At 45.4% G+C, this 26,743-nt stretch carries 27 protein-coding genes; 14 read left to right on the top strand and 13 right to left on the bottom strand.

Features of this window, described 5'->3' with window-relative positions; genetic code table 11:
• Window positions 1-47: 47 nt before the first annotated feature.
• Window positions 48-797 carry a triose-phosphate isomerase gene (tpiA, locus tag CFE23_RS08075; protein ID WP_291086573.1) on the bottom strand — a complete coding sequence of 250 codons (750 nt, stop codon included), beginning with the start codon at window positions 795-797 and terminating at the stop codon, window positions 48-50.
• Entirely contained in the window at window positions 798-1,295 is a 498-nt protein-coding gene (locus tag CFE23_RS08070) for a TlpA disulfide reductase family protein (RefSeq protein WP_291086571.1), read from the bottom strand. It lies immediately after the preceding gene.
• A gap of 121 nt (window positions 1,296-1,416) precedes the next feature.
• Here CFE23_RS08070 and CFE23_RS08065 point away from each other — a divergent pair, with 121 nt between their 5' ends.
• Window positions 1,417-3,477, top strand: a complete 2,061-nt coding sequence (locus CFE23_RS08065; RefSeq protein ID WP_291086569.1) for a CotH kinase family protein — start codon at window positions 1,417-1,419, stop codon at window positions 3,475-3,477.
• 1 nt (window position 3,478) lies between these two features.
• Here CFE23_RS08065 and CFE23_RS08060 read toward each other — a convergent pair whose 3' ends face one another.
• The 3 genes from CFE23_RS08060 to CFE23_RS08050 are packed head-to-tail and all read right to left on the bottom strand — an operon-like array spanning window position 3,479 to window position 6,291.
• Window positions 3,479-4,555 carry an ABC transporter permease gene (locus CFE23_RS08060; protein WP_291086567.1) on the bottom strand — a complete coding sequence of 359 codons (1,077 nt, stop codon included), beginning with the start codon at window positions 4,553-4,555 and terminating at the stop codon, window positions 3,479-3,481.
• A 21-nt stretch (window positions 4,556-4,576) separates the two neighbouring features.
• Complete coding sequence (locus CFE23_RS08055) at window positions 4,577-5,689, bottom strand: MauE/DoxX family redox-associated membrane protein (protein WP_291086565.1); 1,113 nt, start codon at window positions 5,687-5,689, stop codon at window positions 4,577-4,579.
• 59 nt (window positions 5,690-5,748) lie between these two features.
• On the bottom strand, window positions 5,749-6,291 hold the full coding sequence (locus CFE23_RS08050; protein WP_291086563.1) for a DUF1599 domain-containing protein: 543 nt from the start codon (window positions 6,289-6,291) through the stop codon (window positions 5,749-5,751).
• A gap of 88 nt (window positions 6,292-6,379) precedes the next feature.
• Here CFE23_RS08050 and folP point away from each other — a divergent pair, with 88 nt between their 5' ends.
• Window positions 6,380-7,222 (top strand): dihydropteroate synthase, encoded by an 843-nt coding sequence (gene folP / locus CFE23_RS08045; RefSeq protein ID WP_291086561.1) that lies wholly within the window; start codon window positions 6,380-6,382, stop codon window positions 7,220-7,222.
• 48 nt (window positions 7,223-7,270) lie between these two features.
• Here the strand turns inward: folP and rlmH are convergent, their stop codons facing one another.
• Window positions 7,271-7,744 (bottom strand): 23S rRNA (pseudouridine(1915)-N(3))-methyltransferase RlmH, encoded by a 474-nt coding sequence (gene rlmH / locus CFE23_RS08040; RefSeq protein ID WP_291086559.1) that lies wholly within the window; start codon window positions 7,742-7,744, stop codon window positions 7,271-7,273.
• Between the two features lie 63 nt (window positions 7,745-7,807).
• On the opposite strand from rlmH, the gene CFE23_RS08035 reads away from it, so the two are divergent.
• Window positions 7,808-8,608, top strand: a complete 801-nt coding sequence (locus CFE23_RS08035) for a helical backbone metal receptor (protein ID WP_291086557.1) — start codon at window positions 7,808-7,810, stop codon at window positions 8,606-8,608.
• Here the strand turns inward: CFE23_RS08035 and CFE23_RS08030 are convergent.
• The 3 genes from CFE23_RS08030 to CFE23_RS08020 form a co-directional block, all read right to left on the bottom strand.
• Window positions 8,605-8,745, bottom strand: coding sequence for a hypothetical protein (locus CFE23_RS08030; protein WP_291086555.1), 141 nt, complete (start codon window positions 8,743-8,745; stop codon window positions 8,605-8,607). The genes CFE23_RS08035 and CFE23_RS08030 overlap by 4 nt on opposite strands.
• Before the next feature lie 242 nt (window positions 8,746-8,987).
• The gene (locus CFE23_RS08025) at window positions 8,988-9,692 is read right to left on the bottom strand and encodes a DUF4197 domain-containing protein (protein ID WP_291086553.1); all 705 of its coding nucleotides are present in this window, start codon (window positions 9,690-9,692) and stop codon (window positions 8,988-8,990) included.
• A gap of 6 nt (window positions 9,693-9,698) precedes the next feature.
• On the bottom strand, window positions 9,699-10,421 hold the full coding sequence (locus tag CFE23_RS08020; RefSeq protein WP_291086551.1) for a DUF4197 domain-containing protein: 723 nt from the start codon (window positions 10,419-10,421) through the stop codon (window positions 9,699-9,701).
• Window positions 10,422-10,547: 126 nt separating this feature from the next.
• Between CFE23_RS08020 and CFE23_RS08015 the strand changes: the two genes are divergently transcribed.
• The 3 genes from CFE23_RS08015 to CFE23_RS08005 are packed head-to-tail and all read left to right on the top strand — an operon-like array spanning window position 10,548 to window position 12,059.
• Entirely contained in the window at window positions 10,548-10,754 is a 207-nt protein-coding gene (locus CFE23_RS08015) for a hypothetical protein (protein ID WP_291086549.1), read from the top strand.
• A 13-nt stretch (window positions 10,755-10,767) separates the two neighbouring features.
• Window positions 10,768-11,289 (top strand): L,D-transpeptidase family protein, encoded by a 522-nt coding sequence (locus tag CFE23_RS08010; RefSeq protein ID WP_291086547.1) that lies wholly within the window; start codon window positions 10,768-10,770, stop codon window positions 11,287-11,289.
• Window positions 11,286-12,059 carry a hypothetical protein gene (locus CFE23_RS08005; protein ID WP_291086545.1) on the top strand — a complete coding sequence of 258 codons (774 nt, stop codon included), beginning with the start codon at window positions 11,286-11,288 and terminating at the stop codon, window positions 12,057-12,059. The genes CFE23_RS08010 and CFE23_RS08005 overlap by 4 nt, the downstream gene beginning before the upstream one ends.
• A gap of 28 nt (window positions 12,060-12,087) precedes the next feature.
• Here CFE23_RS08005 and glmM read toward each other — a convergent pair whose 3' ends face one another.
• Window positions 12,088-13,476, bottom strand: a complete 1,389-nt coding sequence (gene glmM / locus CFE23_RS08000; RefSeq protein ID WP_291086543.1) for a phosphoglucosamine mutase — start codon at window positions 13,474-13,476, stop codon at window positions 12,088-12,090.
• A 584-nt stretch (window positions 13,477-14,060) separates the two neighbouring features.
• On the opposite strand from glmM, the gene CFE23_RS07995 reads away from it, so the two are divergent.
• The 7 genes from CFE23_RS07995 (at window position 14,061) to CFE23_RS07965 (ending at window position 21,129) form a co-directional block, all read left to right on the top strand.
• Entirely contained in the window at window positions 14,061-14,645 is a 585-nt protein-coding gene (locus tag CFE23_RS07995; protein ID WP_291086541.1) for an acyl carrier protein phosphodiesterase, read from the top strand.
• Entirely contained in the window at window positions 14,642-16,315 is a 1,674-nt protein-coding gene (gene ggt, locus CFE23_RS07990) for a gamma-glutamyltransferase (protein WP_291086539.1), read from the top strand. Before CFE23_RS07995 ends, ggt begins: the two co-directional genes overlap by 4 nt.
• A gap of 69 nt (window positions 16,316-16,384) precedes the next feature.
• Window positions 16,385-18,169 (top strand): chloride channel protein, encoded by a 1,785-nt coding sequence (locus tag CFE23_RS07985; RefSeq protein ID WP_291086538.1) that lies wholly within the window; start codon window positions 16,385-16,387, stop codon window positions 18,167-18,169.
• Window positions 18,170-18,317: 148 nt separating this feature from the next.
• Entirely contained in the window at window positions 18,318-19,004 is a 687-nt protein-coding gene (locus tag CFE23_RS07980; protein ID WP_291086536.1) for a hypothetical protein, read from the top strand.
• A 77-nt stretch (window positions 19,005-19,081) separates the two neighbouring features.
• Window positions 19,082-19,606 (top strand): hypothetical protein, encoded by a 525-nt coding sequence (locus CFE23_RS07975; RefSeq protein WP_291086534.1) that lies wholly within the window; start codon window positions 19,082-19,084, stop codon window positions 19,604-19,606.
• Between the two features lie 41 nt (window positions 19,607-19,647).
• Window positions 19,648-20,493, top strand: coding sequence for a tetratricopeptide repeat protein (locus CFE23_RS07970; RefSeq protein WP_291086532.1), 846 nt, complete (start codon window positions 19,648-19,650; stop codon window positions 20,491-20,493).
• A 78-nt stretch (window positions 20,494-20,571) separates the two neighbouring features.
• Window positions 20,572-21,129: a DUF4256 domain-containing protein gene (locus CFE23_RS07965; RefSeq protein WP_291086530.1), complete on the top strand. Its 558-nt coding sequence runs from the start codon at window positions 20,572-20,574 to the stop codon at window positions 21,127-21,129.
• An 8-nt stretch (window positions 21,130-21,137) separates the two neighbouring features.
• Here CFE23_RS07965 and CFE23_RS07960 read toward each other — a convergent pair whose 3' ends face one another.
• Complete coding sequence (locus CFE23_RS07960; protein WP_291086528.1) at window positions 21,138-23,102, bottom strand: endonuclease; 1,965 nt, start codon at window positions 23,100-23,102, stop codon at window positions 21,138-21,140.
• 374 nt (window positions 23,103-23,476) lie between these two features.
• Here CFE23_RS07960 and CFE23_RS07955 point away from each other — a divergent pair, with 374 nt between their 5' ends.
• The gene (locus CFE23_RS07955) at window positions 23,477-23,917 is read left to right on the top strand and encodes a KTSC domain-containing protein (RefSeq protein WP_291086526.1); all 441 of its coding nucleotides are present in this window, start codon (window positions 23,477-23,479) and stop codon (window positions 23,915-23,917) included.
• Window positions 23,918-23,993: 76 nt separating this feature from the next.
• On the opposite strand, the gene CFE23_RS07950 is transcribed toward CFE23_RS07955, so the two are convergent.
• Together CFE23_RS07950 and CFE23_RS07945 are read right to left on the bottom strand one after the other, a co-directional pair.
• On the bottom strand, window positions 23,994-25,457 hold the full coding sequence (locus tag CFE23_RS07950) for an AAA family ATPase (protein WP_291086524.1): 1,464 nt from the start codon (window positions 25,455-25,457) through the stop codon (window positions 23,994-23,996).
• Between the two features lie 45 nt (window positions 25,458-25,502).
• Window positions 25,503-26,621 carry a VWA domain-containing protein gene (locus tag CFE23_RS07945; protein WP_291086522.1) on the bottom strand — a complete coding sequence of 373 codons (1,119 nt, stop codon included), beginning with the start codon at window positions 26,619-26,621 and terminating at the stop codon, window positions 25,503-25,505.
• Window positions 26,622-26,743 lie beyond the last annotated feature (122 nt).

Here is a 26,743-nt window from a genome sequence, read left to right as displayed (position 1 = left end):
ATAGAAAAGCAGCCCGGAAGCTGCTTTTTTATATCTCAGTATCGTAATTAAATCGCTGCAACAATCGCTGCAAAATCGGCAGCCTTCAACGCTGCACCACCAATCAGTCCGCCGTCAACATCAGGTTTTCCAAAAATCTCCGCAGCATTCTCCGGCTTCACACTGCCACCATACAGGATGGAAACATCGTCAGCCACTGCACCGAAACGCGCCGCAAGTGTTTCACGGATAAAATGGTGCATCTCCTGCGCCTGCTCGGGAGTGGCCGTTTCACCGGTACCAATAGCCCAAACCGGCTCATATGCCAGGATGATGTTTTCCCAATCTTTCCCTTCAAGATGAAACAACGCGTCTTTCAACTGGTTTTCCACAATATTAAAATGGTTACCAGACTGCCTGTCCTTGAGCTCTTCGCCAAAGCAAAAAATAATTTCCAGATTGTGCTTCAAAGCCGTGTTAACCTTTTCTGCCAGCAGCGCATCAGTCTCATGAAAGTAAGCCCTTCTTTCAGAATGGCCCAGAATTACAGTATTTACGCCAATGCTCTTGAGCATATCAGCAGATATTTCTCCGGTAAACGCGCCGCTTTCTGCCTGATGCATGTTCTGCGCCGCCACACCGATATTCGTAAATTCAAGATGATCCACAGCCGAAGCCAGGTTTACAAATGTCGGCGCCACGATTACCCGCGCCTCTTTTCCGTCCGGAAGCTTGTCAATCAACTCATTCAACAGGTCCTCAGTCTCTTCAGCATTCTTATGCATCTTCCAGTTTCCGGCAACAATTTTTGTTCTCATTTATTGTAGTGTTTTTAAGGTTTGGTCCATAGCTTCAAAGTCGGTTTCAATAGCACGGTAAGTAACCACCTGTCCTTTGCTGTCGATAATGATGTAACGCGGAATCCAATCCAGGTCAATCGACGTTCCAAATGCGCCTTTCATCATCTTCTCATCGTTTGCCCAGTAATGGTCTCCGGCAAGCGCGTGCTTCGCTATACCTGCACGCCATTTGTCATCCGCCTTATCCATAGAGATGAAGACATAATCGGCTTCAGGATGTTGTTGTTGCAGGTTTTTAAGTTTCGGCATGGCCTTCGTACAATCGCCACACCAGGATGCCCATACTTCAATCACGGTGACCTTACCCTTGTGTTTCCTTAGGATTTCGCCAAAGGTTGGCGTACCGCCGTCAAATGCGGTCAGCTTCTGCGAAAGCGCACCGGCAGAGAACTTCTTTTGTGCATTGCAGGAAACCGAAGTAACCAAAACAAGCAACAGCAAAATTATTTTTTTCATGCGATAATCTAATTGGTTGACATTCAAATACATCTTTCCCATAGCATATTTTGTATATATTTGGGCAATACAAAAATACTGTTTTTACCGTTTCCCCCCGGATTTTAATAGCGATGTTTCCATGAAAAAAATGTATTCTCTTTTCCTGCTCATTGTTGCAACCTACCTTAATGCGCAGACTTTCAACGGCTCCACCGGCAGCATTTCTGACGACGGAACCGTCAATTACTATACTTCCGCTGTTTCAGGACTTTCGACAAACCTGAATGAGTCACAAGGCGTCGTGCAGGTTTGCCTCGACATTTCCCACACCTATGACTCGGATTTGAATGTGTTCCTGGAAGCACCGGACGGCACCACCATCAACCTGTTTTCCGGGATTGGCGGCGACGGACACAACTTCTCTGATACCTGCCTGAACCAGGATGCAGATACGGCAATAAATAGCGCGGCAGCTCCCTTTACAGGACTTTTTAAACCGATGGAAAGCATCGGGAATGTAAACAACAACCAAAATGGCAACGGCACCTGGAAGCTGAGAATCGTAGACACCTACCCTTTTGCAGATACTGGTACCGTAAACAGCTGGAGCATCTCCTTTGCCGCCAACGCCCCGACGCCGTTCGTTTTCACAGAATCCAATCTGCCCATCGTTCTGATTGATACCAATGGCGAAACCATCCCCGACGAACCCAAAATCCCTGGGCTGATGGCCATCATCGATAATGGACCGGGTCAATTAAACCATATCACAGACGTACCAAACAATTTCAACGGCAATATTGGCATCGAAATGCGCGGAAACTATTCGCAGGGCCTACCGCAAAAACCCTATAAATTTGAAACCCGTGACAGCGCCGCAGCAGAACTTAATGTTTCCCTACTCGGCATGCCGGAAGAACACGACTGGTGCCTGATCTCAAATTACAATGACAAGGTTTTCATGCGCAACACACTGGCTTACCAGTTGTTTACTGACATGGGGCACTACGCCCCACGCAGTCGGTACTGTGAAGTCGTCCTGAACGGCGTTTACCAGGGTGTATATATGCTGATGGAGTCAATTAAGCGCGACAACAACCGTGTCGACATCGCAAAGCTTGAAGTTACTGAGAATACAGGCCTGAACCTGACCGGCGGCTACATCATTAAGAACGATTATTGGAACGATACGAACAGTTGGCTGCTGAACTACCATCCGATTGACCATCCCGACTTTGACGTGCACCTTGTCTACGACTATCCGAAAGAAGAAGACATCACCGCACAACAGAAAACATACATACAGACATTCACCAACAACCTCGAAACGGCTTTGTACGGCCCTGATTTCGCCGATCCTGTAAATGGCTACGCCAAATTCCTCGATGTAGATTCGTTTATTGATTACTTTATCGTAAATGAGCTTGCCAGAAACAACGACGGCTTCAAGAAGAGCAGCTACTTTCACAAAGATAAGGACAGCAATACCACACTCGCCAAGCTCAAGGCAGGCCCCGTTTGGGATTTCGACTGGGCATGGAAAAACATTGACGAATGTGCCATCTTTGCTGCAACGGACGGCTCCGGCTGGGCGCACCAGATTAACGACTGCTATCCCGATGTAAATTCCCCTGGCTGGTTTGTGCGCCTGTTGCAGGATACGGCATTCCAAAACAAGCTGCGGTGTCGATGGGAGTATTTTCGGGCGACCATAATGAGTGATACCGCATTAGAAACCTACATTGACGATACTGCTGCCTACCTTAACAACGCACAGGCAAGACACTTTACCCGTTGGGAAAACCTGGGCGTCAGTACCGGGACACCGGAAGTGGATGCTGATCCGTCAACTTTTGATGGGCAAATTGCAAAATTTAAGAATTGGATTGCGTTAAGGCTCGCCTGGCTTGATGCCAACATGCCCGGCAATGCGGTAAACTGTAACCTTGGGCTCGTACAAAGTCAGGTGCAACAAAGAAAACTATACCCTAATCCGGTGAAGGACGTATTGCATATTTCAGCAAAGACCAATAATGCTCAAATTGAAATTTATGATATCACGGGCAAGCTGATGGTGAAAACTACTTCAGAATCAAACGACAGCAATATCAATCTGGCCGCGTTTTCAAATGGAATATACAATTGCCGAATTTCAGACGGAAACACTATCACGGTAGAAAAGGTAGTTGTGATGCATTGATTTAGGCGAGCCTGATTTTCGGGTCAAGCCACGCATACACCAGGTCAACGAGAATATTGATAATGACGAAAGTGGTTGCGATGACAATTACGGATCCCATGATGACCGGAAGATCAAGGTTATTTAATGCCTCCACAATTTCCTTTCCGAGGCCATTCCACCCAAAGATAAACTCAACGAAAACCGCGCCGGCTAACATCGACGCGAACCATCCTGAAATCGCCGTAACTACAGGATTCATCGAGTTTTTTAACGCGTGTGTACGGATTACCTGCCACTCGCTCAATCCTTTCGCGCGTGCCGTCCGGATATAATCCTGGCTGAATGTTTCCAGCAGGGAATTGCGCATCAGCTGAATCACCACACCGAGCGGACGTATTCCCAACACCACCGCGGGCAGGATTAGGTTTTTCCATTGGATGTAAGAGCCATTACCGAAATTATCCACTTCATAAAGACTTCCAGTCATGTTCAAATGGGTGTAGTCATGCAGTACGAAACCAAAAATCCATGCGAACAATATCGCACTGAAAAACGATGGAATGCTCATCCCCAGCGTACTGACCAAAGCGATAAGCCGGTCCAGCGCCGTATCCTTATAAACCGCTGAAATAATACCCAGAAATATCCCGAAAAATACTGCGATGATGATTGCCGCAAGCGCCAACAGGAACGTATTGGGCAAGGTATTCCCAATGATATCGGATACTTTCTTGCCGCTTTTCTGGAAACTCTCGCGAAGGTAAGGTGTCTTTAAAACCAATTCATTACCCCCTAAAGGGAAAAGTTTCACTGCGTTGTATTTGCCTTCACTCAGGAATGTGTAATTGCCCTGCGTCCTGCTGTGCAAAGAGACCGGCGAAAGGTCATTGAGATAGTAAAGATATTGTGTTGAAACGGGTTTGTCGAAACCATACTTCTTCCTGATTATAGCCAACTGTTCCGAATTCTCATTCTGGTCCAGCATCATCCTTGCAGGATCTCCCGGAAGTATGGTGAACAGGAAAAATATCACCGTAATGACGCCAAAGAGTGTCAGCAACGCATAACCGGCTTTATTGAGAAGGTATCTGATCATGTAGCGGCCAGCGTTTAAAAGTTATTTAATCTTTGGAAGCTCAGAAAATGGCTTGTTAATCAGTTGCACCATCTCTTCCGGATTGAATTTGTTGTCCGTGATTCCCCAATAGTATTTGTATACATTTCCGTTCCACATATACTTTACCCCCGGTGTATCCTTACCGCTTCCGAGCACATTCCAGAATGGGATAACATCAATGATTTTATAAGGATATTCGGCGCCGGCATACTTAAAGAATTCTGGGATCAAATCGATTTCCTCGTTCATAAAAATAATCCGTACCGGTGGGAAATTCTTGTCTTTTTTTCTCAATTCCGTAATCTCTTTTGCGGCATCACGGCAATGGTCGCAGCCCGGCACCAGGAAGCACAGTAGTTTTTTACCCTTATCGATATCCGCAAAATACGACTTGTATCCTGATTTGTGTGGCGCAGGTTCTGTTTGTTCCTTCGGAGCGGCAGCCGTTTTCACAGTATCCTTCACCGGGGTAAAGGCGGCAGGCGTATCGTCCACCACGACAGATTCCGGTGTTGCTAAGGTTTCCTGGACATTTTCAGTTTCAACTGCGGGCTCCGGCAGTTGCACCACTGGTGGCTGGATTGGCGCCAACATGAATATCCCTAAAATCGCAGCAAACAATACCGTCGTCAGCACCCAGAAGTTGCCTCCGTATTCTTTCTTAGGCAGTAAGAAAAATAACCATCCCAGCATCCCAATCGCCACAATATTCTTGATGATGGCCTGAATTGGAGTCATCGGGAGCAACTCGCCAAAGCAGCCGCAGTTTCCTGAATTTCCGCCGCTAAGGAACGTTACATATGTCAAATGCCCCACGAAGACCAACAGCATCAAAGTCGTTACCGGAATGATAAATCGTTTCAGGAAATTATTCTGCAGAATTAAAAATCCTAATGCCAATTCGATCCCTATTAATATCCTTGAGAAATACGGCGCAAAACCTTCTGAAAAACCCATCGGATACAATTGCTTGACTTCGAAAGTAGAAATGGCAAAATAAGGCGAATCCAGTAAATGTCCTTTTGACAATTTGGCTACCGCAGAAAGGATGAACAGGAAAGCAATGATGACGCGAAGTGTCCAGGCAATGTAATTCTTAGTATTGTTAGTCATAACTTTAAAAGTTTTTCCAAAAATAGTGGATACCGCAATTGCGGCTTGTTAATGAGTTGTTATTTGTGAAAATCCATCAGGATTAAAGCAAAAACGGCGTAGTTGATCATGTCCTGATAATTCGCGTCGATGCCTTCCGAAACCAGCGTTTTCCCTTTGTTGTCTTCAATTTGTTTCACGCGCAGGAGTTTCTGCAAAATCAGGTCGGTCAGTGAGCTGACACGCATTTCGCGCCATGCCTCGCCGTAATCGTGGTTCTTGGCTTCCATCAGCGCCTTTGTCATGCGAATTTTCTCATCGTACATCGCGGTGGCCCGTTCCACGTCCAGGTCAGGCTGGTCTGCAACACCCAGTTCCAGCTGAATTAAAGCCATCAACGCATAATTAATGATACCGATGAACTCGCCCGCTTCTCCTTCGTCTACCCTGCGTACCTCATTTTCCTGCAGGCTGCGGATGCGCTGTGCCTTAATAAAAATCTGGTCCGTCAGCGAAGGAAGCCTTAAAATACGCCAGGCGCTTCCATAATCTTTCATTTTGTTGATGTAAAGCTGACGGCAGATCGCAATCACCTGATCATATTCCTGGAGTGTATTACCCATTTCGGTGTATCTTTGTTTCGTAATTTTTTCAAAAGTATGGAAATTAGATTGAAGTACAAAGCCACTGCCACACTGAAAACCGAATCCCATGACGATTAACTGCAACGGAAAACTGATCGACCTGAATGTCCCCAAAGTGATGGGAATCCTGAATGCAACACCTGACTCCTTCTACGATGGCGGGCGTTATAATTCTGAACATGCCCTTTTGGCCCAAGCGGAGAAAATGCTCAGTGACGGTGCGGATTTTATCGATATTGGCGGGTATTCCAGCAAACCGGGAGCCGACTTCGTGTCCGAGCCTGAAGAGATTGACCGAATCATCCCCGTCATAAAATCGATATTAAAACAATTCCCTGAAACGATACTGTCTGTTGACACCTTCCGCAGTACTGTGGCGAAGGCCGCTGTCGAACACGGTGCCGCCATCGTAAACGATATTGCTGCAGGAAACCTTGATCCAAACATGATGAAAACTGTTGCTGGCCTTGGCGTTCCTTACATCATGATGCACATGAAAGGCAATCCAAAAACGATGCAGGAGCTCGCGCAATACGACAATATTGTCGCAGAGATGCTGTTTTATTTTTCTGAAAAAGTCAATGAAGCCAGGCGTTTTGGCATCAACGACCTGATTATCGATCCCGGGTTTGGATTCGCAAAAACACTGGAACAGAATTACGAAGTCATGCAAAAGGCGCAACTATTTCAAGTGCTGCAACTACCGATACTAATTGGTATTTCAAGAAAATCAATGATTTATAAGTTATTGGAAACCAGTAGCAAAGATTCGCTCAACGGAACCACGGTTTTAAACACCATTGCACTCACTAAAGGCGCAAATATCCTGCGGGTCCACGACGTCAAAGAAGCAGTAGAATGCGTGAAACTTTGTCAATTGATAATTGACAATGGCACAATTGATAATTAACAATTTAAGACGTGGTATGATAATTGTCAATTGTGCCATTGTCAATTATCAATTGTGGTGATAGGGTTCGTTCCGCAATATCGTAAACCCCCGATACAATTGCTCAATAAAAAACAGCCTGACCATCTGGTGGGAAAAAGTCATTAACGACAACGAGATTTTTCCATTGGCTTTGGCATACACTGCTTCCGAAAAACCGTAAGGGCCACCGATGACAAACACCAGCGTCTTTACACCCGAATTCATCTTCTTTTGCAATTCATCGGAAAAACCAACGCTGGAGTAACTTTTCCCATTTTCATCAAGCAAAATCAATTGATCGGTAGGTGTGATTTTTGAAAGAATCAATTCACCTTCCTTTTCCTTTTGCTGGCTTTCAGAAAGGTTTTTTACATTTTTGATATCGGGAATGATTTCAAGATCAAACTTGATATAAAACGACAACCTCTTCGTGTATTCGTCAATGAGCGCCTGCAAATGTTTGTTGTCTGTTTTCCCGATGGCGAGCAATCTGATGTTCATTTCGCAAAAATTGGTACCACAAAGGTGCAAAGTTATTTAGTATTTTTGGCAAAAATTATGCAGATGCCAGATTTTACAGACCAGCTCGGTCACCTGTTCCAGTTTGAAGAAACCCCGAAACGCATCGTTTCACTCGTGCCTTCTCAAACAGAATTACTCTATGACCTTGGGCTGGAGCAGGAAATCGTAGGCATTACGAAATTCTGTGTGCATCCGTTCCACCTTAAATCAACCAAAAAGATTGTCGGTGGTACGAAAAAAGTCCACATCGAGAAAATCCGCCTGCTACAGCCTGACATGATCATCTGCAATAAGGAAGAAAATACGCTTGAAATCGTGGAAGCGCTCCGTGACATTGCGCCGGTCTGGGTCACCAACATTGTTACGCTCGAAGACAACCTGGAAATGATCCGGCAATTTGGCGCATTGTTCAACCGCCGGACAGAAGCACGGAAGTGGATTGACAAAATCAACTTTGCGCAGCGCGAATTCCAACAATTCGTCATGGGCAGGCCAATTCGTAAAGTTGCCTATTTTATCTGGAAAGATCCCTGGATGGTAGCAGGAAACGATAACTTCATTGACGAAATGCTGCAATTAAATGGGTTTACAAACATCTATGCCAACAAAGGACGCTATCCTGAAGTACACATCCAGAAGCTCCGCATACAAGGCGATCCTGAAATCGTATTCCTATCGTCAGAGCCTTACCCGTTTAAAGAAGAAGACGCTTTTGAGGTGGGTCGGTTCACGCACCATGCCAAAGTCGTCTTTGTCGATGGGGAGATGTTTTCCTGGTATGGCAGCCGGGTATTAAAGTCGTTTGCGTATTTCAGGCAGCTCCAAAACCGAATCGGCGATTAGCAGGGGCAGGCCTCCGTATCTTCAAATACTGTTTCCGGAATGTTTAATTTATGGGAAGCGAAGTTTGTTTCTGCGGCAATCTTGTATTCGTAGCGAAGCTTTTCAACATCTGTTTTCTCTTGCAATAAGCCTTTCATAAGTAAATTTTCGGCAAAGGTACGCCAACAAAAAGGTATTAAATCATCAAATTTTGTTAAGAATTGGCCCGCTGGCGTTAAATCGCTGTGGTACAAATAAAAAGAGCCGGAAAAAATTCCGGCCCTTTAAAACTCTAACTAACCAAACCAATATGAGTGTATTTCTACGGTACAAATATCATACTTTTTTAAAAATCAATATGTTAACACTCTGTTATTTATTTGTTATGGCTTTTATAAAATTAATCCTGCAATGCAAAGACGCGTTTCAACAAATCACTGCTTCTGGCGCTTAGGTTCGTGCGGATATCCTTTTCTTCTACCGCGATCATTTTAAAAACACCCTTCATCGCCTCTTTGGTCACGTAATCCTTAAGATCTGGACTGACTTTATTCACCAGCGGTACTGCGTTGTATTTTGAAATAATATTTGCCCAGACCTTGTCGGCACCAACTTTTGCCAATGACGCCTTTACTACCGGACTGAACTTTGAATACAGCGCGCCTGACGTCGCGTTTTCAAGGTATAACGTAGCGGCGCTGTCATTTCCCAGGAGTATGTTTTTGGCATCCGTAAACGTGATGTTTTTTACAGCATCCACGAAAATTGGTGTAGCTTCTTTTACAGCACTTTCGGCGGCGCGGTTCAATACTTTAAGTCCCTCATCGGCCAAACTGGACAAACCTATGTTTCGCAGCGTTTTATCAACCTTTTGCAGTTCAGCGGGCAGCAAAATCTTCACTGCCTCGTTCTTAAAGAAACCATCCGTAGCGGTTAACTTGGTGACTTCTTTGGAAATGCCATTGTTCAGTGCTTCACGCAATCCGGCGGCGATATCGGGATTGGTCAGCACACCACCCAATTGCGGGTATTGGCTTGCTACCTGCTGCAATTCAGCACAGCCCGACAATGAAAACACGACAAGAACGGCTAGTATTTTTTTCATATTTATTTAGTTTTGGTCCTGCATGGCGAATACTTTCCTGAGCAGGTCGGACGTCCTTGATTCGAGATTGTTCCTGATGTTTTTTTCTTCCACGGTAATCATTGTAAAAACACCATCAAGCGCTTTGTTGGTGACATAATCGTTGATGTCGGGATTTACTTTTGTCACCAATGGAATCGCGTTGTATTTCTTGATGATGGATTCCCAAATGACATCGGCGCCCACCTTCCCAATCGATTGCTTCACGATGGGATTGAATTTCGCGTACAAGGGTGTGGTGGTCTGCCCCTGGAGGTATGTGGTTGCCGCATTGTCGCTGCCCATCAGGATGTTTTTGGCATCTTTGACAGTCATATTTTTAATCGCGTCGACAAATATCGGAGTGGCTTCTTTTACGGCGTCTTCAGCTGCGCGGTTCAGGGCTTTGATTCCATCATCGGCCAGTTTGCCCATACCCATTTTCCGCAATGCCTTATCCACTTTCTGGAGTTCTTCGGGCATTAATATCTTTACGGCTTCATTTTTATAGAATCCGTCAACGGCGGTCAATTTCGAGACCTGTTCGGAGACACCCTTGTTGAGCGCTTCCTTCAACCCGGCAGCAATATCTACCGTACCATTGTTTTTGGTTACCGCATTCACTTTTTCAGAGGCCTTCTTCACCAGCCCTTTCAACTGGGCGTTGCCTGCAATGGGTAACACCAGAAGCAACAGGAATAATTTTTTCATACTTTATTTTTTGCAAAACAAATATAAAGCCGTTTGCAGCAACTGAACCATTTAACCTGAAAATTTAAAAAAACATTATGAAATTTTATCGCAAAACGTTTATGATTATATTCGCTTAAAAAAGGAATGAAAGCTGTATATTGGGAGGTCACCGATGAACAGGTGGTGGGAAAAATGGGGAAAGTAAAATCCGAACGGGTTAGCATACCCGACGATTTTAATGTATCGGATAAAAAATCAAACGAAGTCGCAGCACACCTGCAACAGGAATATGACGTACAGAAATACTGGGCACAGCCTATAACTAGATGTTACCTAAAGCAGAAAATTTAATGGCTTAACCGCAATGAAACCCATCAAAAACATGTTCATCGTAATCGCTATAATTCTTTTCGTCATCGCCGGCTATTACTGCTGGCCCGAAACGGCTTTGCCGGAAGACACCAAAGTTGATTTGCTTGTGGTGTATAAATCAAAAAGGAAACTCCTCGCCTACGCCGATGGAAAACTAATCAAAACCTATACGATCTCACTTGGCTCCGATCCCATTGGCCACAAGGCTTATGAGGGTGACATGAAAACACCGGAAGGGATCTATACCATCAATGCCAAAAATGCGAACAGCGGCTACCACAAGAACCTAGGCGTATCCTATCCCAATGATGCAGACCGTGAGGCTGCAGCAGCAATCGGAAAAAAACCCGGTGGCGACATTAAGATCCACGGACTGCGCAACGGCCGCGACTGGATAGGGAAATTGCATCGTTGGACCGATTGGACCCATGGCTGTATGGCGGTGACGGATCGCGAGATGGACGAATTGTTTGACGCTGTCGCCATGGGTACACCTATTGAAATTAAGCCATGAAACAAATATTATTATTCTTACTTTACTGCGCAGCGGCCCTGGGGCAGAAAGCTGAAATTCAGGATATTCATCCAGGCCCATATACACAACTGGTGGAAAGCTTTCCTAAAATCATTATGGAAAAGTCATCTGTGATTGCACAGAAGATTAATGACACCCTGCAGTCTGAGCTATTTAAGGCGAAGCCTGGAACTGCTGAAGAACACTTGCTTGACGAAATCCGAACAGATGCCATGCCAATGCTGAGGGATGTCAGTTATAAAATAATATTGAATGACGATCGCATTCTATGTCTGGAATTCAATATGGAAGGCTGTGGTGCCTATTGTGAATCTTTTACCCGCTATTATACGTTCGACCTGAATAATGGGCAGAAAATAATGCCGAATGACTTATTTACCGAATCAGGACTCAAAAAACTTACAGCAAAGATCAACACTGATAAGGTGAATAAAATAAAAAGGCAACTTTTGGAAATCAATAAAAGCCTGAATACAAACAGCAAAGGACCAAACGGTGAAAACCGCAATACTTTAAACGAGATGCTTGTTATGTATAAGAATTGCCTTCAATATCAAGCCGAAGATGGGGAATTGTCAGATTACAAATTTGCCGTCAATCCAGGAAAACTATATTTCTATACCGAACGCTGTTCCGCCCATGTGAACAGGGCCATCGACGAATTGGACGAATTCGTCTATGAACTTGAAATTAAGTATTGGACATCCTATCTTACTCCGTACGGAAAATCTATTTTCGCCGTAAAATAAAAAAAACCGGCCTAAACCGGTTTTTTTGTCATATCCCTGCAATCGCTTTGATTTCATCAATAATACGCAGTGCCAGCGCATCAGCCCGTTGCTGCGAGGGCGCTTCCGTATAAATCCGGATAATCGGCTCCGTGTTTGATTTGCGCAGGTGTACCCACTCTTCCGCAAAATCAATCTTCACCCCGTCAATCGTGGAAATCTTCTCGTTTGCGTACTTCGTCGTCATGGCTTCCAGAATCGCATCTACGTCAATCTGTGGGGTAAGCTCAATCTTATTTTTGCTCATATAATATTCCGGATACGACGCACGCAGTTCGGAAACCTTCATTTTCTTATTGGCCAGGTGTGTCAGGAACAGTGCGACCCCTACCAGGCTGTCGCGGCCATAGTGCAGTTCAGGGTATATGATGCCGCCATTTCCTTCTCCGCCGATTACGGCGTTGTTCTTTTTCATCAGTTCGACTACGTTTACCTCGCCTACGGCACTGGCTTCATACGAGCCATTGTGTTTATTGGTCACATCACGCAAAGCACGCGACGAAGACATATTCGAAACCGTATTTCCGGGCGTTCTGCTCAACACATAATCCGCAACGGCAACCAGCGTATATTCTTCCCCAAACATCTCGCCATCCTCACTAATAAACGCGAGGCGGTCTACGTCTGGATCGACCACAATCCCCAAATCCGCTTTCTCTTTTACTACAAGCTCGCAAATATCCGTTAGGTGTTCTTTCAGCGGTTCAGGATTGTGCGGAAAATGGCCATTGGGCTCGCAGTACAATTTTACCACTTCGACCCCCATTTGCTCCAGGATCATCGGGATGATGACCCCTCCTGACGAGTTTACGCCATCAACCACCACTTTAAATTTCGCGGCTTTAACGGCTTCAACATCAACCAAAGGCAAATCGAGCACTTCATCAATATGGATGTCCATGTAGGAATCATTGGAAGTAATTTCGCCAAGGTGATCCACATCAGCAAAATCAAAGGCTTCCGCTTCCGCAATTTCAAGGATTTTGGCCCCATCGGCACCGCTTAGGAATTCGCCTTTGGCATTTAAGAGCTTCAATGCATTCCATTGTTTCGGATTGTGTGAGGCGGTAAGGATGATGCCGCCATCAGCCTGTTCCAATGGCACGGCTACTTCTACTGTAGGTGTGGTGGACAGCCCCAAGTCGATGACGTCGATTCCGAGTCCGATTAACGTATTCATCACGAGGTTATGAATCATGGGGCCTGAAATACGGGCATCGCGACCGATAACGACGGTCAGTTTTTCTTTGGCAATGTTGTTTTTTAAGAAAGTACCATAGGCCGATGCGAATTTTACCGCATCAACTGGTGTCAGGTTGTCGCCGGTTTTCCCGCCAATGGTTCCACGGATTCCGGAAATGGATTTAATAAGTGTCATAGTAGTTTGTTTCATGCAAATATAATAGTTGCTGGGTAACTGCGTGCGGGAGTGCATGAGTTTTTTGTAGTCAGCATCATGATCGCATCTTGTCCGAGTCTCATTCGGGTTTCGTTCGAAACTGCTCGGGGCTGAGGAAATATAACATTTACAGGATTCCTACAAAAATTATTGAAAGCGAAACACAATGATCTGCTTCAAATGAGTCCTTTTCGCAACCAGCTAAAAATGGCTTTTTGAAGTTCTCGAAGGTGAGTAGAACGAAACTCGAACGAAACTAGAACAAGACTATACGCAAATATCAGCCTAAAATTACATATAATTCTTACAATTATATGCTTTTTTGCCACATTTAAGCTGTTGAAGAATATCTTTTTGGCAATCGAAATTCCTACAAAAATTATTTTTTTGAAATCTGCTTCAAGGTAGTTTAATTGCTGTCCGATACTGCCGCTGTTCCTGACACGTGGTAACTGATAATCCACTCAACAATATTCCTTGGGCATCCTGTTTCCAATCGGTTTTACTATATTTACAAAACTAACTTAGCTACTCAGGCACTCAGCTACTCAGGCATTAAAAAAATGAACTTCCTTGCCCACATCTTCCTTTCCGGCGACAACGACCTGATCAAGATCGGGAATTTTATGGCGGATGGCATCCGCGGAAAACATTTTGACGGTTTTCCGGAAGCGGTGCGCAAAGGAATCCTGTTGCATCGGGAAATAGACACTTACACCGACGCCCATCCTGTCTGGCGTGCCAGTACCAGAAAACTACATGAGCGCTACCACCATTATGCCGGCGTCATTGTCGATGTGTATTACGATCATTTTCTTGCTAAAAACTGGAGCCAATATTCAGAAGACAAGCTAGAAGATTTTACAGAACGGTTCTACCGTTCCCTGCACCAACATTACGACATCCTGACGGAGAAGACCAAGGGCATGATGCCACACATGATCCAACGCAATTGGCTGTTAAGCTACCGCACGATTGAAGGCATGGAACGGATTTTTTCACAGATGGACAGCAGGACGGGCAACCAGTCGAACATGCGCTTTGCCACGGAAGAACTGCGGCAGTACTATGAGGATTTTGAGCAGGAATTCACCGCCTTCTTTACGGATTTACAGAATTTCTGTCTGCAAAAACGGGATGCACTATGAGACCAAAGCTTTTTGTTTGCCTGTTGCTTTTATTCCGATGCAGCGCCTTTGCCCAGACGCCTGTCGTCACGGCGAAAGCCATGGTTGTTTCGGCACGCGAAGAAGCGTCGCAGATTGGCAGCGACATCATGAAGCAGGGCGGCAACGCCTTTGATGCCATGGTCGCAACAGAACTGGCTTTAGCGGTGGCGTATCCCTATGCCGGGAACATTGGCGGCGGCGGATTCATGGTCTACCGAAAAGCCAATGGCGACAACGGCGCATTGGATTACAGGGAACGGGCGCCCCTCGCTGCCACAAAAGACATGTACCTGGGTAAAGACGGAAATGTCATTCCCAATTTAAGTACCGAAGGCGCGCTGGCGGTGGGTGTTCCGGGAACCATTGCGGGTGTGTTTGCCGTACACGAAAGATTTGGAAAACTCCCGATGTCCGAAATTATGAAACCCGTCATTGCACTGGCAAAACGGGGTGTCGTGGTGACCAGCGGGCAGGAAAAACAAATACGCAATAACGCAGCAGCAATCGTCCGAGCCAGTGGCAGGGAGGCGCTGTTTGCAAACGCTTACAAAACAGGCGATACCATCAAATATCCGGCACTGGCAGCCACATTGGAAAGGATACTCGCCAAGGGCCCATCCGAATTTTATGAAGGCGAAACAGCAAAGAAAATGGTCGCTTTCCTTCGTGATAAAGGCGGTATCCTTTCCATGGAAGACCTTAAGGGATACCAGGTGAAATGGCGCAAACCAATCGATTTCCGATACAAGGGATTGAAGATCATTTCCATGTCCCCACCTTCGAGCGGTGGCATTACCCTGGCCCAGATCATGAAAATGGTAGCGCCCTACCCTTTAGCAAAATATGGGCACAACAGTGCCGAAGCAATACAGGTCATCACGGAAGCGGAACGCCGGGCTTATGCAGACCGGAATTACTTCCTTGGCGATCCGGATTTTGTCAAAATTCCTACGAAGCGGCTTTTGGATAAAAAATACCTGAAGGAACGCATGGGTACATTCGATGTGAACAAGGCAACCCCTTCGTCTGAAGTGTCCCACGGCAGCATCACGATTTCCGAAAGCAATGAGACCACCCATTATTCCATCGTCGATCCTGACGGGAATGCCGTTGCAGTAACGACAACACTCAATGGCGCGTTTGGCGCTAAATTGTACTCCGATGAACTGGGGTTCTTTTTCAACAACGAGATGGACGATTTCAGCGTGAAGCCGGGCGTCCCTAACTCCTACGGCCTCATCGGGGCAGAAGCGAACAGCATCGCGCCGAAGAAAAGGATGTTGAGTTCGATGACGCCGACCATAGTCGAAAAGGAAGATAAATTATTCATGGTACTGGGTACACCGGGCGGTTCCACCATCATTACCTCGGTACTGCAAACCATTTTGAATGTCTGCGAATACAAGATGGACATACAGCAGGCCGTCAATGCGCCGCGCTTCCACCACCAATGGCTCCCGGATGAAATATGGTTTGAACCCGGTCAATTTCCAACGGAAATACTGAATGCACTGACGGCCAAAGGTTATCATGTGAACGAAAAAAGCGCGCCGGTGATTGGTAAAGTGGATGCGATATTAATCAATGCTGCGGGCCAGTGCGAAGGCGGTGCAGACCGTCGGGGTGACGACAAAGCGGTCGGATTTTAAACAAAGAAGCGTTAAACTATAAAGTCTTAACACCAAATAATCTTAAATTTGCGCACACAGAAAAAACAAATGCTCAGAAAGTACTTTTATCGGCTGGAAAACCTGTTGGTCTGGGCGCGCAACCAACTGACGGAAAAGCAGTTTATTTTCCTCTCGAGCGTACTCGTCGGGATCTCGGCGGCGCTTGCTGTGATCCTGCTGAAGACGTTTGCGCACTATGTGTTCTATTTTGCGACGTATATCAATGGGATATTGAAGCTCAGTTTCATTAACAGTATACTGCCCATTGTCGGGATTTTATTAACCGTTGTGGTCGTCAAGAAAATCCTCGGCGGAACAATTGAAAAGGGAACCTCACAAATCCTTTATGCCGTGGCCAAGAAGGCCGGTATTATTGATAAAAAACAGATGTATGCACAGATTGTCACCAGCTCGCTGACAGTAGGGCTTGGTGGATCGGCAGGACTGGAAAGCCCAATCGTCATCACTGGAGCCGCTTTTGGTTCCAATTACGCACAGCGCTACCGGTTAAGTTACAAAGACCGCACCCTTTTGATTGGATGTGGGGTTGCAGCCGGAATTGGTGCGGCATTTAATGCCCCGATTGCCGGTGTGCTTTTCGCTATTGAAGTCTTATTGGTCGATGTGAGTATCTCGGCATTTACCCCAATCATGATTGCCGCAGCAACTGGTGCCCTGGTGGCCGAGATTGCGCTGAATGAGGACATTTTACTCACGTTTAAACAACAGCAAACGTTTAACTACCACAACATTCCGTTTTACATTGTACTAGGGCTGTTTACAGGTTTCATTGCGGTGTATTATTCACGCAATTTCCAGCGCGTAGAGCATTTCTTTGGACGGTTAAAATTATCTCCCTACAGAAAAGCGTTGTTTGGCGCATCGATTTTAGCGGTGATCATCTTTATCTTCCCGACGCTTTTTGGTGAAGGGTATGAAAGCATCAAGACCCTGTCTGAGAGTGACCCGGGACAATTGCTGGAGAATACGTTGTTTGGTAGCTTGCGCGACAATAAGTTTGCGTTGATTGGTTTCGTTGGCTTAACAATGATGATGAAGGTATTTGCAACGGGAATCACGCTGGGCAGTGGTGGTAACGGCGGTAACTTTGCCCCTTCCCTATTCCTCGGTTCCTATTGCGGGTTTTTCTTTTCCTCATTGCTGAACATCACAGGATTGACAAAATTACCTGTCAGCAACTTTACGATGGTGGGCATGGCCGGAATCCTTAGCGGATTGTTTCATGCGCCGCTGACTGCGATATTCCTGATCGCGGAAATTACCGGCGGCTACAACCTCATGATCCCGCTAATGATCGTTTCTTCCATCAGTTATGCCGTATCCAAACGGTTCGAGAAACACTCCATGGACGTGAAGCACCTCGCTAAAAAAGGGCACGTTTTTACCAGCAATAAAGACACCAACATCCTGAACACGTTGGAGACCACGCAAATCATCCAAACCGACTACCTGACGGTCACAGAAGGAGAGAATCTGGAAAAACTGGTCGACCTGATCTCCCATTCCAACCAGGTCATCTTTGCCGTGGTGAACAAAGAAAATGAATTGCGGGGCATTGTGCACTTCAATGACATCCGGGAAATCATCTTCAGTAATTTTAAGGTGAAATATACCAAAGTGAGCGAAGTAATGACACAGCCGAAAGAACTGATTGCGCCTACGGACAGCATGGAAACCGTCATGAATAAATTTGAGGTCAGCAAAATGGCATTCCTGCCTGTAATCAAAGACGGAAAATATTTCGGATTCATTTCGAAAGCGCAGGCTTTGGAAGCATACCGGAGCAAACTGAAGTCAATGGTTTTCGAATAAAACCTCCTATCCCTTAAGCTTAATAATACCGTTCAACACCGTAAGGAGGACGCGATGCAACACCCTGAACAGACAATGTAAACAGCATCACTCATCTGATATAATTTTGTTATATTAGCCTCACCATCAAACTACAAACATTTTTATTATGAGCAAGGCGTACCGCGACGGAGTCAATAATATTCCTTACATGGGCGGTGGCAGCCTGTATGAATACAACAAGGGCCTGCAACAGGGAGGGCACCACATTCCTAACAATACTGGTAACGCCGGTGGTGACGGATGCTCGGGCATGATACTCATCGCAATCGCTGCAATTTTTGTGTTTGTCGTGACGCTTCCCATTACCGTGCCAGCGGCAATCAGCGCACTAATTTCAGCAGGGATTTTTCTAATGGCGAGGTCATTTTTCGTTCCGGAAGGTCATGCACCCGGCTATTGGCGGGTTTACCGGGCTACGCTGTACAGCTGTCTTTTCTATGTCCCAATTTCTTTCGTACTTGGCTACGCGATGGTGTTCCTGATGGCATTTTTTCCGGAGACTTTCTCTGAATCCACACTTTTCGATGGGAACAGTGATCCATACAAAATTGCCACAACGATGTACGGCGTCTACTTCGCGCTGCAGATTCCCTCGCTATTGATTACCACTTTGATTTTCAGACGTCTGCTTAGAGATTACGTGTACGCTCCAATGACTTATTTCAAGGGACTTTTATATTTCGTGATCGCCTGCCTGGTTTGGTTTGCGGTTGCCATGATTGCCCTTAAATTAATGGAATCGTACTTCCCGGAGGTGTTGGATAATTGGACAAAAATGCTCTCCAAAATGTAAAATTGCGTGCACTTTTCAATTGAAAATATTTTAATACTAAAAAAAGTAAAAATCAAATGCACCTAAAAACTGTTACAATGAAATGGATCTTATGGATTGTAATTTATGCAACGACCGGTGCCTTTTCACAACAGTTATTGTTACCCAATGAAAGCAGCGTATTTTCATTCAAAACAATGGATGGTAAAACCATGATGCTCGCGAAGGACAAAACAAACAAATACCTGATTTATCGTTTTGGGACACCGGATAAAATTGAACTCGAGTTCCCGCTGAAAAAAAAGGACAGTTGGAAGCAGTTCCGCTATAACTTTTATCTTCGCGGGGGTGGAAAACAAAATGCGGGTTTAGATGTTGACAACCTACGCTTTACAAATAAAAAAACAACCTATGTGGTCTATGCGGCGTATAGCGCCGGGGAACAAGGCGCCGAGGGTGAGCCGGATACCGAAGAATCTTACACTGTGGGAATCATCATACACCAGCCCGGCAAAGAAGACGTGGAGATTACCGGAAATCCAGAGACAGTCGTCGGGAGTTTAAAGGAATTCAGGACAAACGGCCAAGTCACTATTGACTGGGATGCGGCGCTGGAATTTTAGTCCCAATATTTCAAAGTGAATTAATAACGCAAAAAATAAATATGAAAGTACTTTTTACCGCCTGGGCATTAATTGTGGCGATAACCATGTCAGCACAGGAAAAGCTCAAATTTGAAAAGAGGTATGTCCAGAGTGAAGACCATTGGGTGGCGTTTCCGGCCGACAGTTTGGGGAACTACGACTTTGGGTTCATCTACATCGATCAGCAGGCGGGGCTTACACTTGATTATTCCGGGCACTTCCAGATCGATGGCAACGGAAAATACACCGTTACAAAAAAGGAATTGGACGGCTCAATGAAAGTCAGGCTGGAGCCCAATGAAAATCTGGTGGCATTTATCCCCGATTCAAAGCTCGCAGACCTGGAAGTGCCAAAAACCCCGAATTGGCTTCACTTTTACAAGGAAGGTGAAGATTCAATCAAAGCGCTGTACGACAAAGGCTATTTGTACAACGGCTGGAACGAATGTGAAAAAGCGCTGGATTTCCTTGAAAAGGCGATGAAAATAAATCCTGAGTATCCCGGCCTTCGGGTGGAAGTCGCTTTTGCATTCAACTGCCTGGAACAATACCAAAAAGCCATTGATGTGCTACAGAAAGCATTAGCCGCAAATCCTAAGGATGCATACCTCAATAAAGAACTGATTTATGCCCAGGCAAAGAATGGGCAATTGGACAAAGCCGAGTCAACCTGCCGGTTTGTATTCCGAAAAGTCGAGGACAAAACGTACAATGCTGAAAATGCCATTAATATTTTGCAAGGCTACTTTCTCAATAACGATGTTAAAAACTTCAACCGGTGGTACAAGGAGACTGCCGTGCAAATTGACTCCAATGCCCGTTTTAAGGATTTGGCGGCAAGAATGAAAGCCAAGTTGAATCCGTGATGATTTGCTGCATTACTATCTTTGTGACACAAATGCTAAAATACTGGCCTGACGACTACAATGGGAATAAACAATAATATGAACAGAACGCTATCGCCAGGGGATCAAACTGATTTACTGAATAAACTTCAAACGCGGTTCAAAAACAATATGTCGCGGCATCCCGGTATTGAATGGGATGCAGTGCACGACAGACTTGTCGCCCAACCCGATAAACTTTGGTCGCTAAACGAGATGGAACGCACCGACGGAGAGCCCGATGTCATCGCCTTTGATAAAAGCACAGGAGCATACCACTTTTGTGACTGCGCCACCGAAAGTCCGAAAGGCCGACGAAGCCTATGCTATGACCGCAAAGCACTGGATTCCCGAAAAGAAAATAAACCAAAGGATAATGTGGTTGATGTAGCCGCATCCATGGGAATCAAAATGCTCACCGAAGAACAGTATCGTGAACTACAGGCGATTGGTGCATTCGACCTTAAAACATCCAGTTGGATTCAAACGCCGAACGAAATCAGGTCGCTGGGTGGTGCCTTGTTCTGTGACAGGAGATACAACCACGTGTTTGTGTATCACAATGGTGCTGAATCCTACTATGCTTCAAGAGCTTTTCGCGGTATCCTGACGGTTTAAAGAATACCCTATTTTACCACAAGTTTTTTTACAGTCGTTTTACCACCCGATGTCACCTTCGCAAGGTACATGCCGCTGCTTAATGACAGCGGAATGGCTGTATTCTCTGTGAAACCCTTGTTGAAAAGTGTGACGCCAGTCATACTGTATACCACCACATTTCCTGAGGAAACACCGGAGATAAAGAGGCTGTCGTGTGCCGGATTCGGATATAGCCCGACTTTTACATCCAGATTATCGGCAACAGCCAAAGAAGCAAACCAGGTTTCCCCGGCATGACTTCCCCAGATATACTCCGCCAAAAGCGGGTAGTCGATAAATGGGTTTCGGTTCCTTTGCCAATTGTAAACTACATTGTTTCGGTTCATTTCATAATCGTCTGCCACGTCCGCCATATTCCATGTGAGCAGCGTGGCGAGGTCGCCAATATAACCGTCAGGGTTGTTGGGCGGGTTGCCATTGACGACATTTAATCCGTTGTAACGGACGCACATGTAAAAAATGGATCTTGCTACATCACCATGCCAGCTGCCAGCAGAGCCGGAAGGTCCGTTGTAGTCTACTCCGTAATTGCGTTCACTGCGCAACGAATTCTCCGGACTGTCCTCAGCGCGGATGTGGTGCCCGTCTGCATGCCCGGCCAGGATATCATCTGCATTTGTGGAATCCCATACATCAAATCCATCTGCATTGCTCGAAGTCCCGTTTGTAAATCCCCCGCGCGACTGTGCATAGATGTGCTCCCTGTTCCAAAAACCAGCCGCACCGCTTGTACCGGTTTGGTAGTCAATCTTCGAACGTGGCTGTTCTACGTACATCAGCCAAACCTGGCTTCCATTCAGCGGATTCTGGTCTGCCTCTTTGAGGATGTCAAAAATGTCTCCATAATTGTGTTTCCGAACGACAGCGGGGTTGGCGATAATGTCCTGGATAGCCTGTTTCAATGCTGTTCCTGATTTGCCTTCGAGTGTGCTGTAGTAGCCTGTTGGGGCAGTGCTCGTGGCAAGGCCGAATGTCGGATTTAGAGGTGTTCCCCATGGCTTTACCTCATAGTCGTTGTCGTGTATCCGAATCTCAACGTTGTCATTCAATTTAGAATAATTCGACGGTACAGCCCCCATGGAAACCTTCATGATTTCATCGCCTTCGTCTATCGCGTCGTCTGTGAGTTGGAAGGATTTGCTGGCCGTAGTAGCACCGGTTGGAATTACGACCGTAAGATTTCCGGTATAATCTGCGGTGTTAAAACTGCCATTGGCAATGGAAAATGAGAATCCAAGGTCGGCGGTTACCGGTGTTTGGGTTGTGAAAACCACATTGAAAATATTTCCTTCAATGATGTTTGACGGTGTCACCGAAATGGTAATGCCATTTGTCCCGACGCCGCTCCCATCGTTATTCGCTCCCGGAGTAGGTGCCTTGACCTCATAAGTCCCGTCATCTTTTCTTTGGATGGATTGGGTTGAGGCGTTGCTGTTTGCATTTTCGTTGGTGCTTACGGTCAGGTTCATTGCCGTCATAATTGCCGTTGGCAGAATGGTATTGCTGTTGGTATATGCCACGCCATCAATCAGGTTTGTGGAGGTAGCCACGGTATTGAATGGAAAATCAACGGCATTGCCCAAATAAATTCCGGCACCATCAGGACCATTCTGTATCGCGCCGTTGTTTACGGTAATAGACGGTGAGGGCGATACCTGTGAATTGCCAATAAGGAAAATACCGTTAACATCCGTAGTATATCCGTCCAGGTCAAGCGCCATATAGGCCGTTGCCGCATCACCGTTTGTAGTACCATTAAAAAGCACCAATACATAGCCGTCAAGTGCTAAATTCGGGGTTGCAGATTTTAATTCAATAAATTCCAAAACATCGGTTGATGGTGTATCCGCTTCTATTTCGTTGATCACAATCTGGGAGAATCCCATAAAGCTGCAAAGCAACAATGCTGCAGCGAGTATCATTTTTTTCATGCCACTGAAAATTAATTATCGGCTGTAAATGTATAGATAAAAAAGGTTTAAGTGCATGAATTTTAGTTAATATGCCTATTTTCCGCTTAAAGTGCAACCAGAACCAGCTGGACCAGACAGACGATTGCGACACCATTTAACATTGCGGGCCCGCCTCTAGCCCTGATGGTCCCTAAACTTCGGAAGGCATCTCCCGATTTAGAAAAACAAGGCGTTCAGCCGTAGTTTTTGTTAATCGGGAATACAACGCACAGCAGGATTAAACTCCTGAAAATTCCGATAAATTAACTTTAAGGCAGTTGCATTCAATCCATTAAAAGATGTACTTTTGCAAAAAATTTAAAAAAGGCAGTTGTGCCTGAAAAAAGAAGGATATGAAAAAAATTGCCGAGTACAGACAGCTGTTGAACGTTGATAAAACTGTAGAGTTGAAAGAGCTGAAGACCATTTACCGCAACTCGATGAAAGAATGCCATCCTGATAAATTCCAGGGTAATGATGCAGGACTTGCAGCCGCTGAAGAGCAAAGCAAAGGCGTTATTGAAGCATATCACTTTTTGGTCAGCATCCACCCTGACACCATAAAACAAGGACTTGAGGAATACAACAATACAATCGCTACGGCCACACTGGTAGATTTCAACTATGAAAACATCCGACTTAAAGCGGTGTTTTCAAACGGAAGCAGCTATGAGTACTTCAGTGTTCCTAAAGCGACATACATCAAGATGGTAAACGCCGATTCGCCGAACCGTTTTGCGAAAAGGCATATCTTCCAGGCTTTCCCATACCGGAAATTGACAAACCAGGAGTAAATAATTTTGAATTAGGAATTATGAATTACGACTGAATCAATGCGTAATTCATAATTCGCAATTCATAATTCGCTGTTTATAATTTCCCAATATAGCTTCCATACAAATCCTTGAACTGGTGCCCGCTGACTACACGGTCTTTGCTTAGTTTATTGTATTCTGCCAATCCCCATAGCAGAAATTCCTTCATGAAATAACGCTCTTCTTTTGGGAGGTCAGCATGGTATTTTTTTAACAGCGCTTCTAAAGGAGGAACGGCGTCGAGTAATTTGTGGTAGGCCTCGTCAGAACATTCATCGGGAATTTCAAAGCCCGATTCTGTAAAAAACCATTCCGCCAAATCGGAGTACGCGTTTTTCTCATTGCTTTTTTCCAGTTTTTCAATCTTAGGAAAATAGCCGGGAAAAAAGGTCTTGATGGCACTTCCGATCAGGTTTTCGGCCACCGCAGCAGCGCCTTCCTGTTCCCCTTCGTAAACCAATTCTACTTTTCCTGTTATGGAAGGCACAATTCCCATGAAATCGGACAACCGAACCGTAGTATTGGATTCGCCATTGCGCAAAGCCCTTCTTTCAGCAGTACTTAATAGGTTTTCATAAGCCGTGATGCTCATTCGCGCACTCACACCGCTTTTATGATCGATAAATTCGCTGTCACGTGCTTCAAAACTGATCTGTTCCAGCAAATCTTTGGCAAGCGATGGGACAAATACCGTATCCGCCTGCCGCGCGTCAAGCCTGGCTTCCTGCTCTGTAATGGTACGCGCGGTAGCAACCGTTTCAGGGTAATGTGTCAGGATCTGAGAGCCGATCCGGTCTTTTAGCGGGGTAACAATGCTACCGCGGTTCGTGTAATCTTCCGGATTTGCGGTAAAGATAAACTGCATGTCCAATACCAATCGGAGTTTGAACCCCCGAATCTGGATATCTCCTTCCTGCAGGATATTGAATAGCGCCACCTGGATTCTAGCCTGTAAATCCGGCAACTCGTTAATTACGAAAATACAGCGGTTGGCCCTTGGAATCATCCCAAAGTGGATGACACGATCGTCGGCATAGGAAAGCTTCAAATTCGCCGCCTTAATGGGGTCGATGTCACCAATCAGATCCGCCACAGTAACGTCAGGCGTGGCGAGTTTCTCAAAAAAGCGTTCGCTTCGGTGCAACCATGCGATTGGGGTCGCATTGCCTTCGATGGCGATCAGTTCTTTGGCAAATCTTGACACCGGACGCAACGGATCATCATTGATTTCTGAGCCTTTGACATACGGAATATACTCGTCCAGCAATTCGAGCATCAACCGTGCCAACCTGGTTTTTGCCTGGCCGCGAAGCCCAAGCAGGTTGATGTTGTGGCGCGAAAGTATCGCTCTTTCCAATTCGGGGATAACGGTGTTTTCATAGCCGTGAACCCCTTCAAAAGCAGGCTTTCCTGACTTTATTTTTTCCCGCAGGTTGTCGCGCAATTCGTCTTTGATGGATTTACTTTTGTAACCCGCGGCTTTAAGTTCGCCTAATGTATTAATTGTCTGTATATTCATTTTCTTATTTCGTAATTCTTAATTCTTAATTCTTAATTCTCAATTCTACTTAATCCTTTTCTTCCTATTGGTTTCATAATCTTCAAAAATCATTTCACCCAGTCCCTGAAGTCCAGTGTAGAATGCTTTGCCCTGGTTGGCTTCAGTAAAATGATCCACAAATTGCTGCAGGTAGGGATCACGCGCAATCATAAATGTTGTAATCGGAATGTGCAGTTTTCTGGCCTGCTGTGCCTGCGCATAACATTTATCGACAATGTATTCATCAAGGCCATTGCTGTTCATATAATAGGACCCGTCACGCTCTCGCACGCAGCTTGGCTTGCCATCCGTAATCATGAAAATTTGCTTGTTGGTATTGCGTTTGCGTCGCAAAATATCCATCGCAAGCTGCAGGCCCGCAACGGTGTTCGTATGGTAAGGCCCGACTTTCAAATAAGGCAAATCCTTAATCGGGATGGTCCAGGCATCATTTCCGAAAACGAGAATATCCAAAGTATCTTTCGGATAACGCGTTGTGATTAATTCGGCCAAAGCCATCGCCACTTTCTTAGCCGGTGTAATGCGGTCTTCGCCATACAAAATCATACTGTGGCTGATATCGATCATCAAAACCGTGCTCATTTGTGCTTTAAACTGCGTATCTTCGACAATAAGGTCGTTCTCAGTCAGCTGAAAATCGCCGGCACCGTGGTTAATTTGGGCATTCCTCAGGCTTTCCGTCATGGAAATCCGTTCGAGGTTGTCGCCAAAATGAAATTCTCTAAACTCGCCAGTATGCTCATCACCGTTTCCGGAATGTTTGGTTTTGTGGGTCCCGGCACCGCTGCGTTTTAAATTCCCGAAAATATGGTCCAATGCCTGTTGCCGGATGGCGCGTTCGGTTTTTGACGTGATGCCAAGTCCGGCTGTTCCGTCGTCCTTAAATTCTTCACGGATATATCCTTTCTTTTTCAGGTCTTCAATAAAATCGTCGATGGTATAATTTTCATCGGTGAGTTTGTATTCCTTATCGAGTTCGCGAAGCCAGTCAATGGCTTCATCAAAATCGCCTGACGTATAAGTAATCAGTTCTTTGAAAATTTCAAAAAGTTTGTCAAAAGGTGAAAGGAACGGAGCCTCGTAGGTGCGGAAGCGGAACCCCTTTTTTGTATCTTTTTCCATAGCTTATAAAATTACCAATATTTATTCCTCGCGGTTTGCAAACAGTTATTAATATTTCGTTAAAAACGAAATTGGCAGCCTCATTTCACCAAACCATTTGTTTTCTGCTTAATTTTGCATCT

The sequence above is a fragment of the Flavobacterium sp. BFFFF1 genome, assembly GCF_002256285.1.
Lineage (GTDB): Bacteria > Bacteroidota > Bacteroidia > Flavobacteriales > Flavobacteriaceae > Flavobacterium.
The sequence above is the reverse complement of the archived record's forward strand: the minus strand, read 5'-3'. Positions and strand labels throughout refer to the sequence as shown.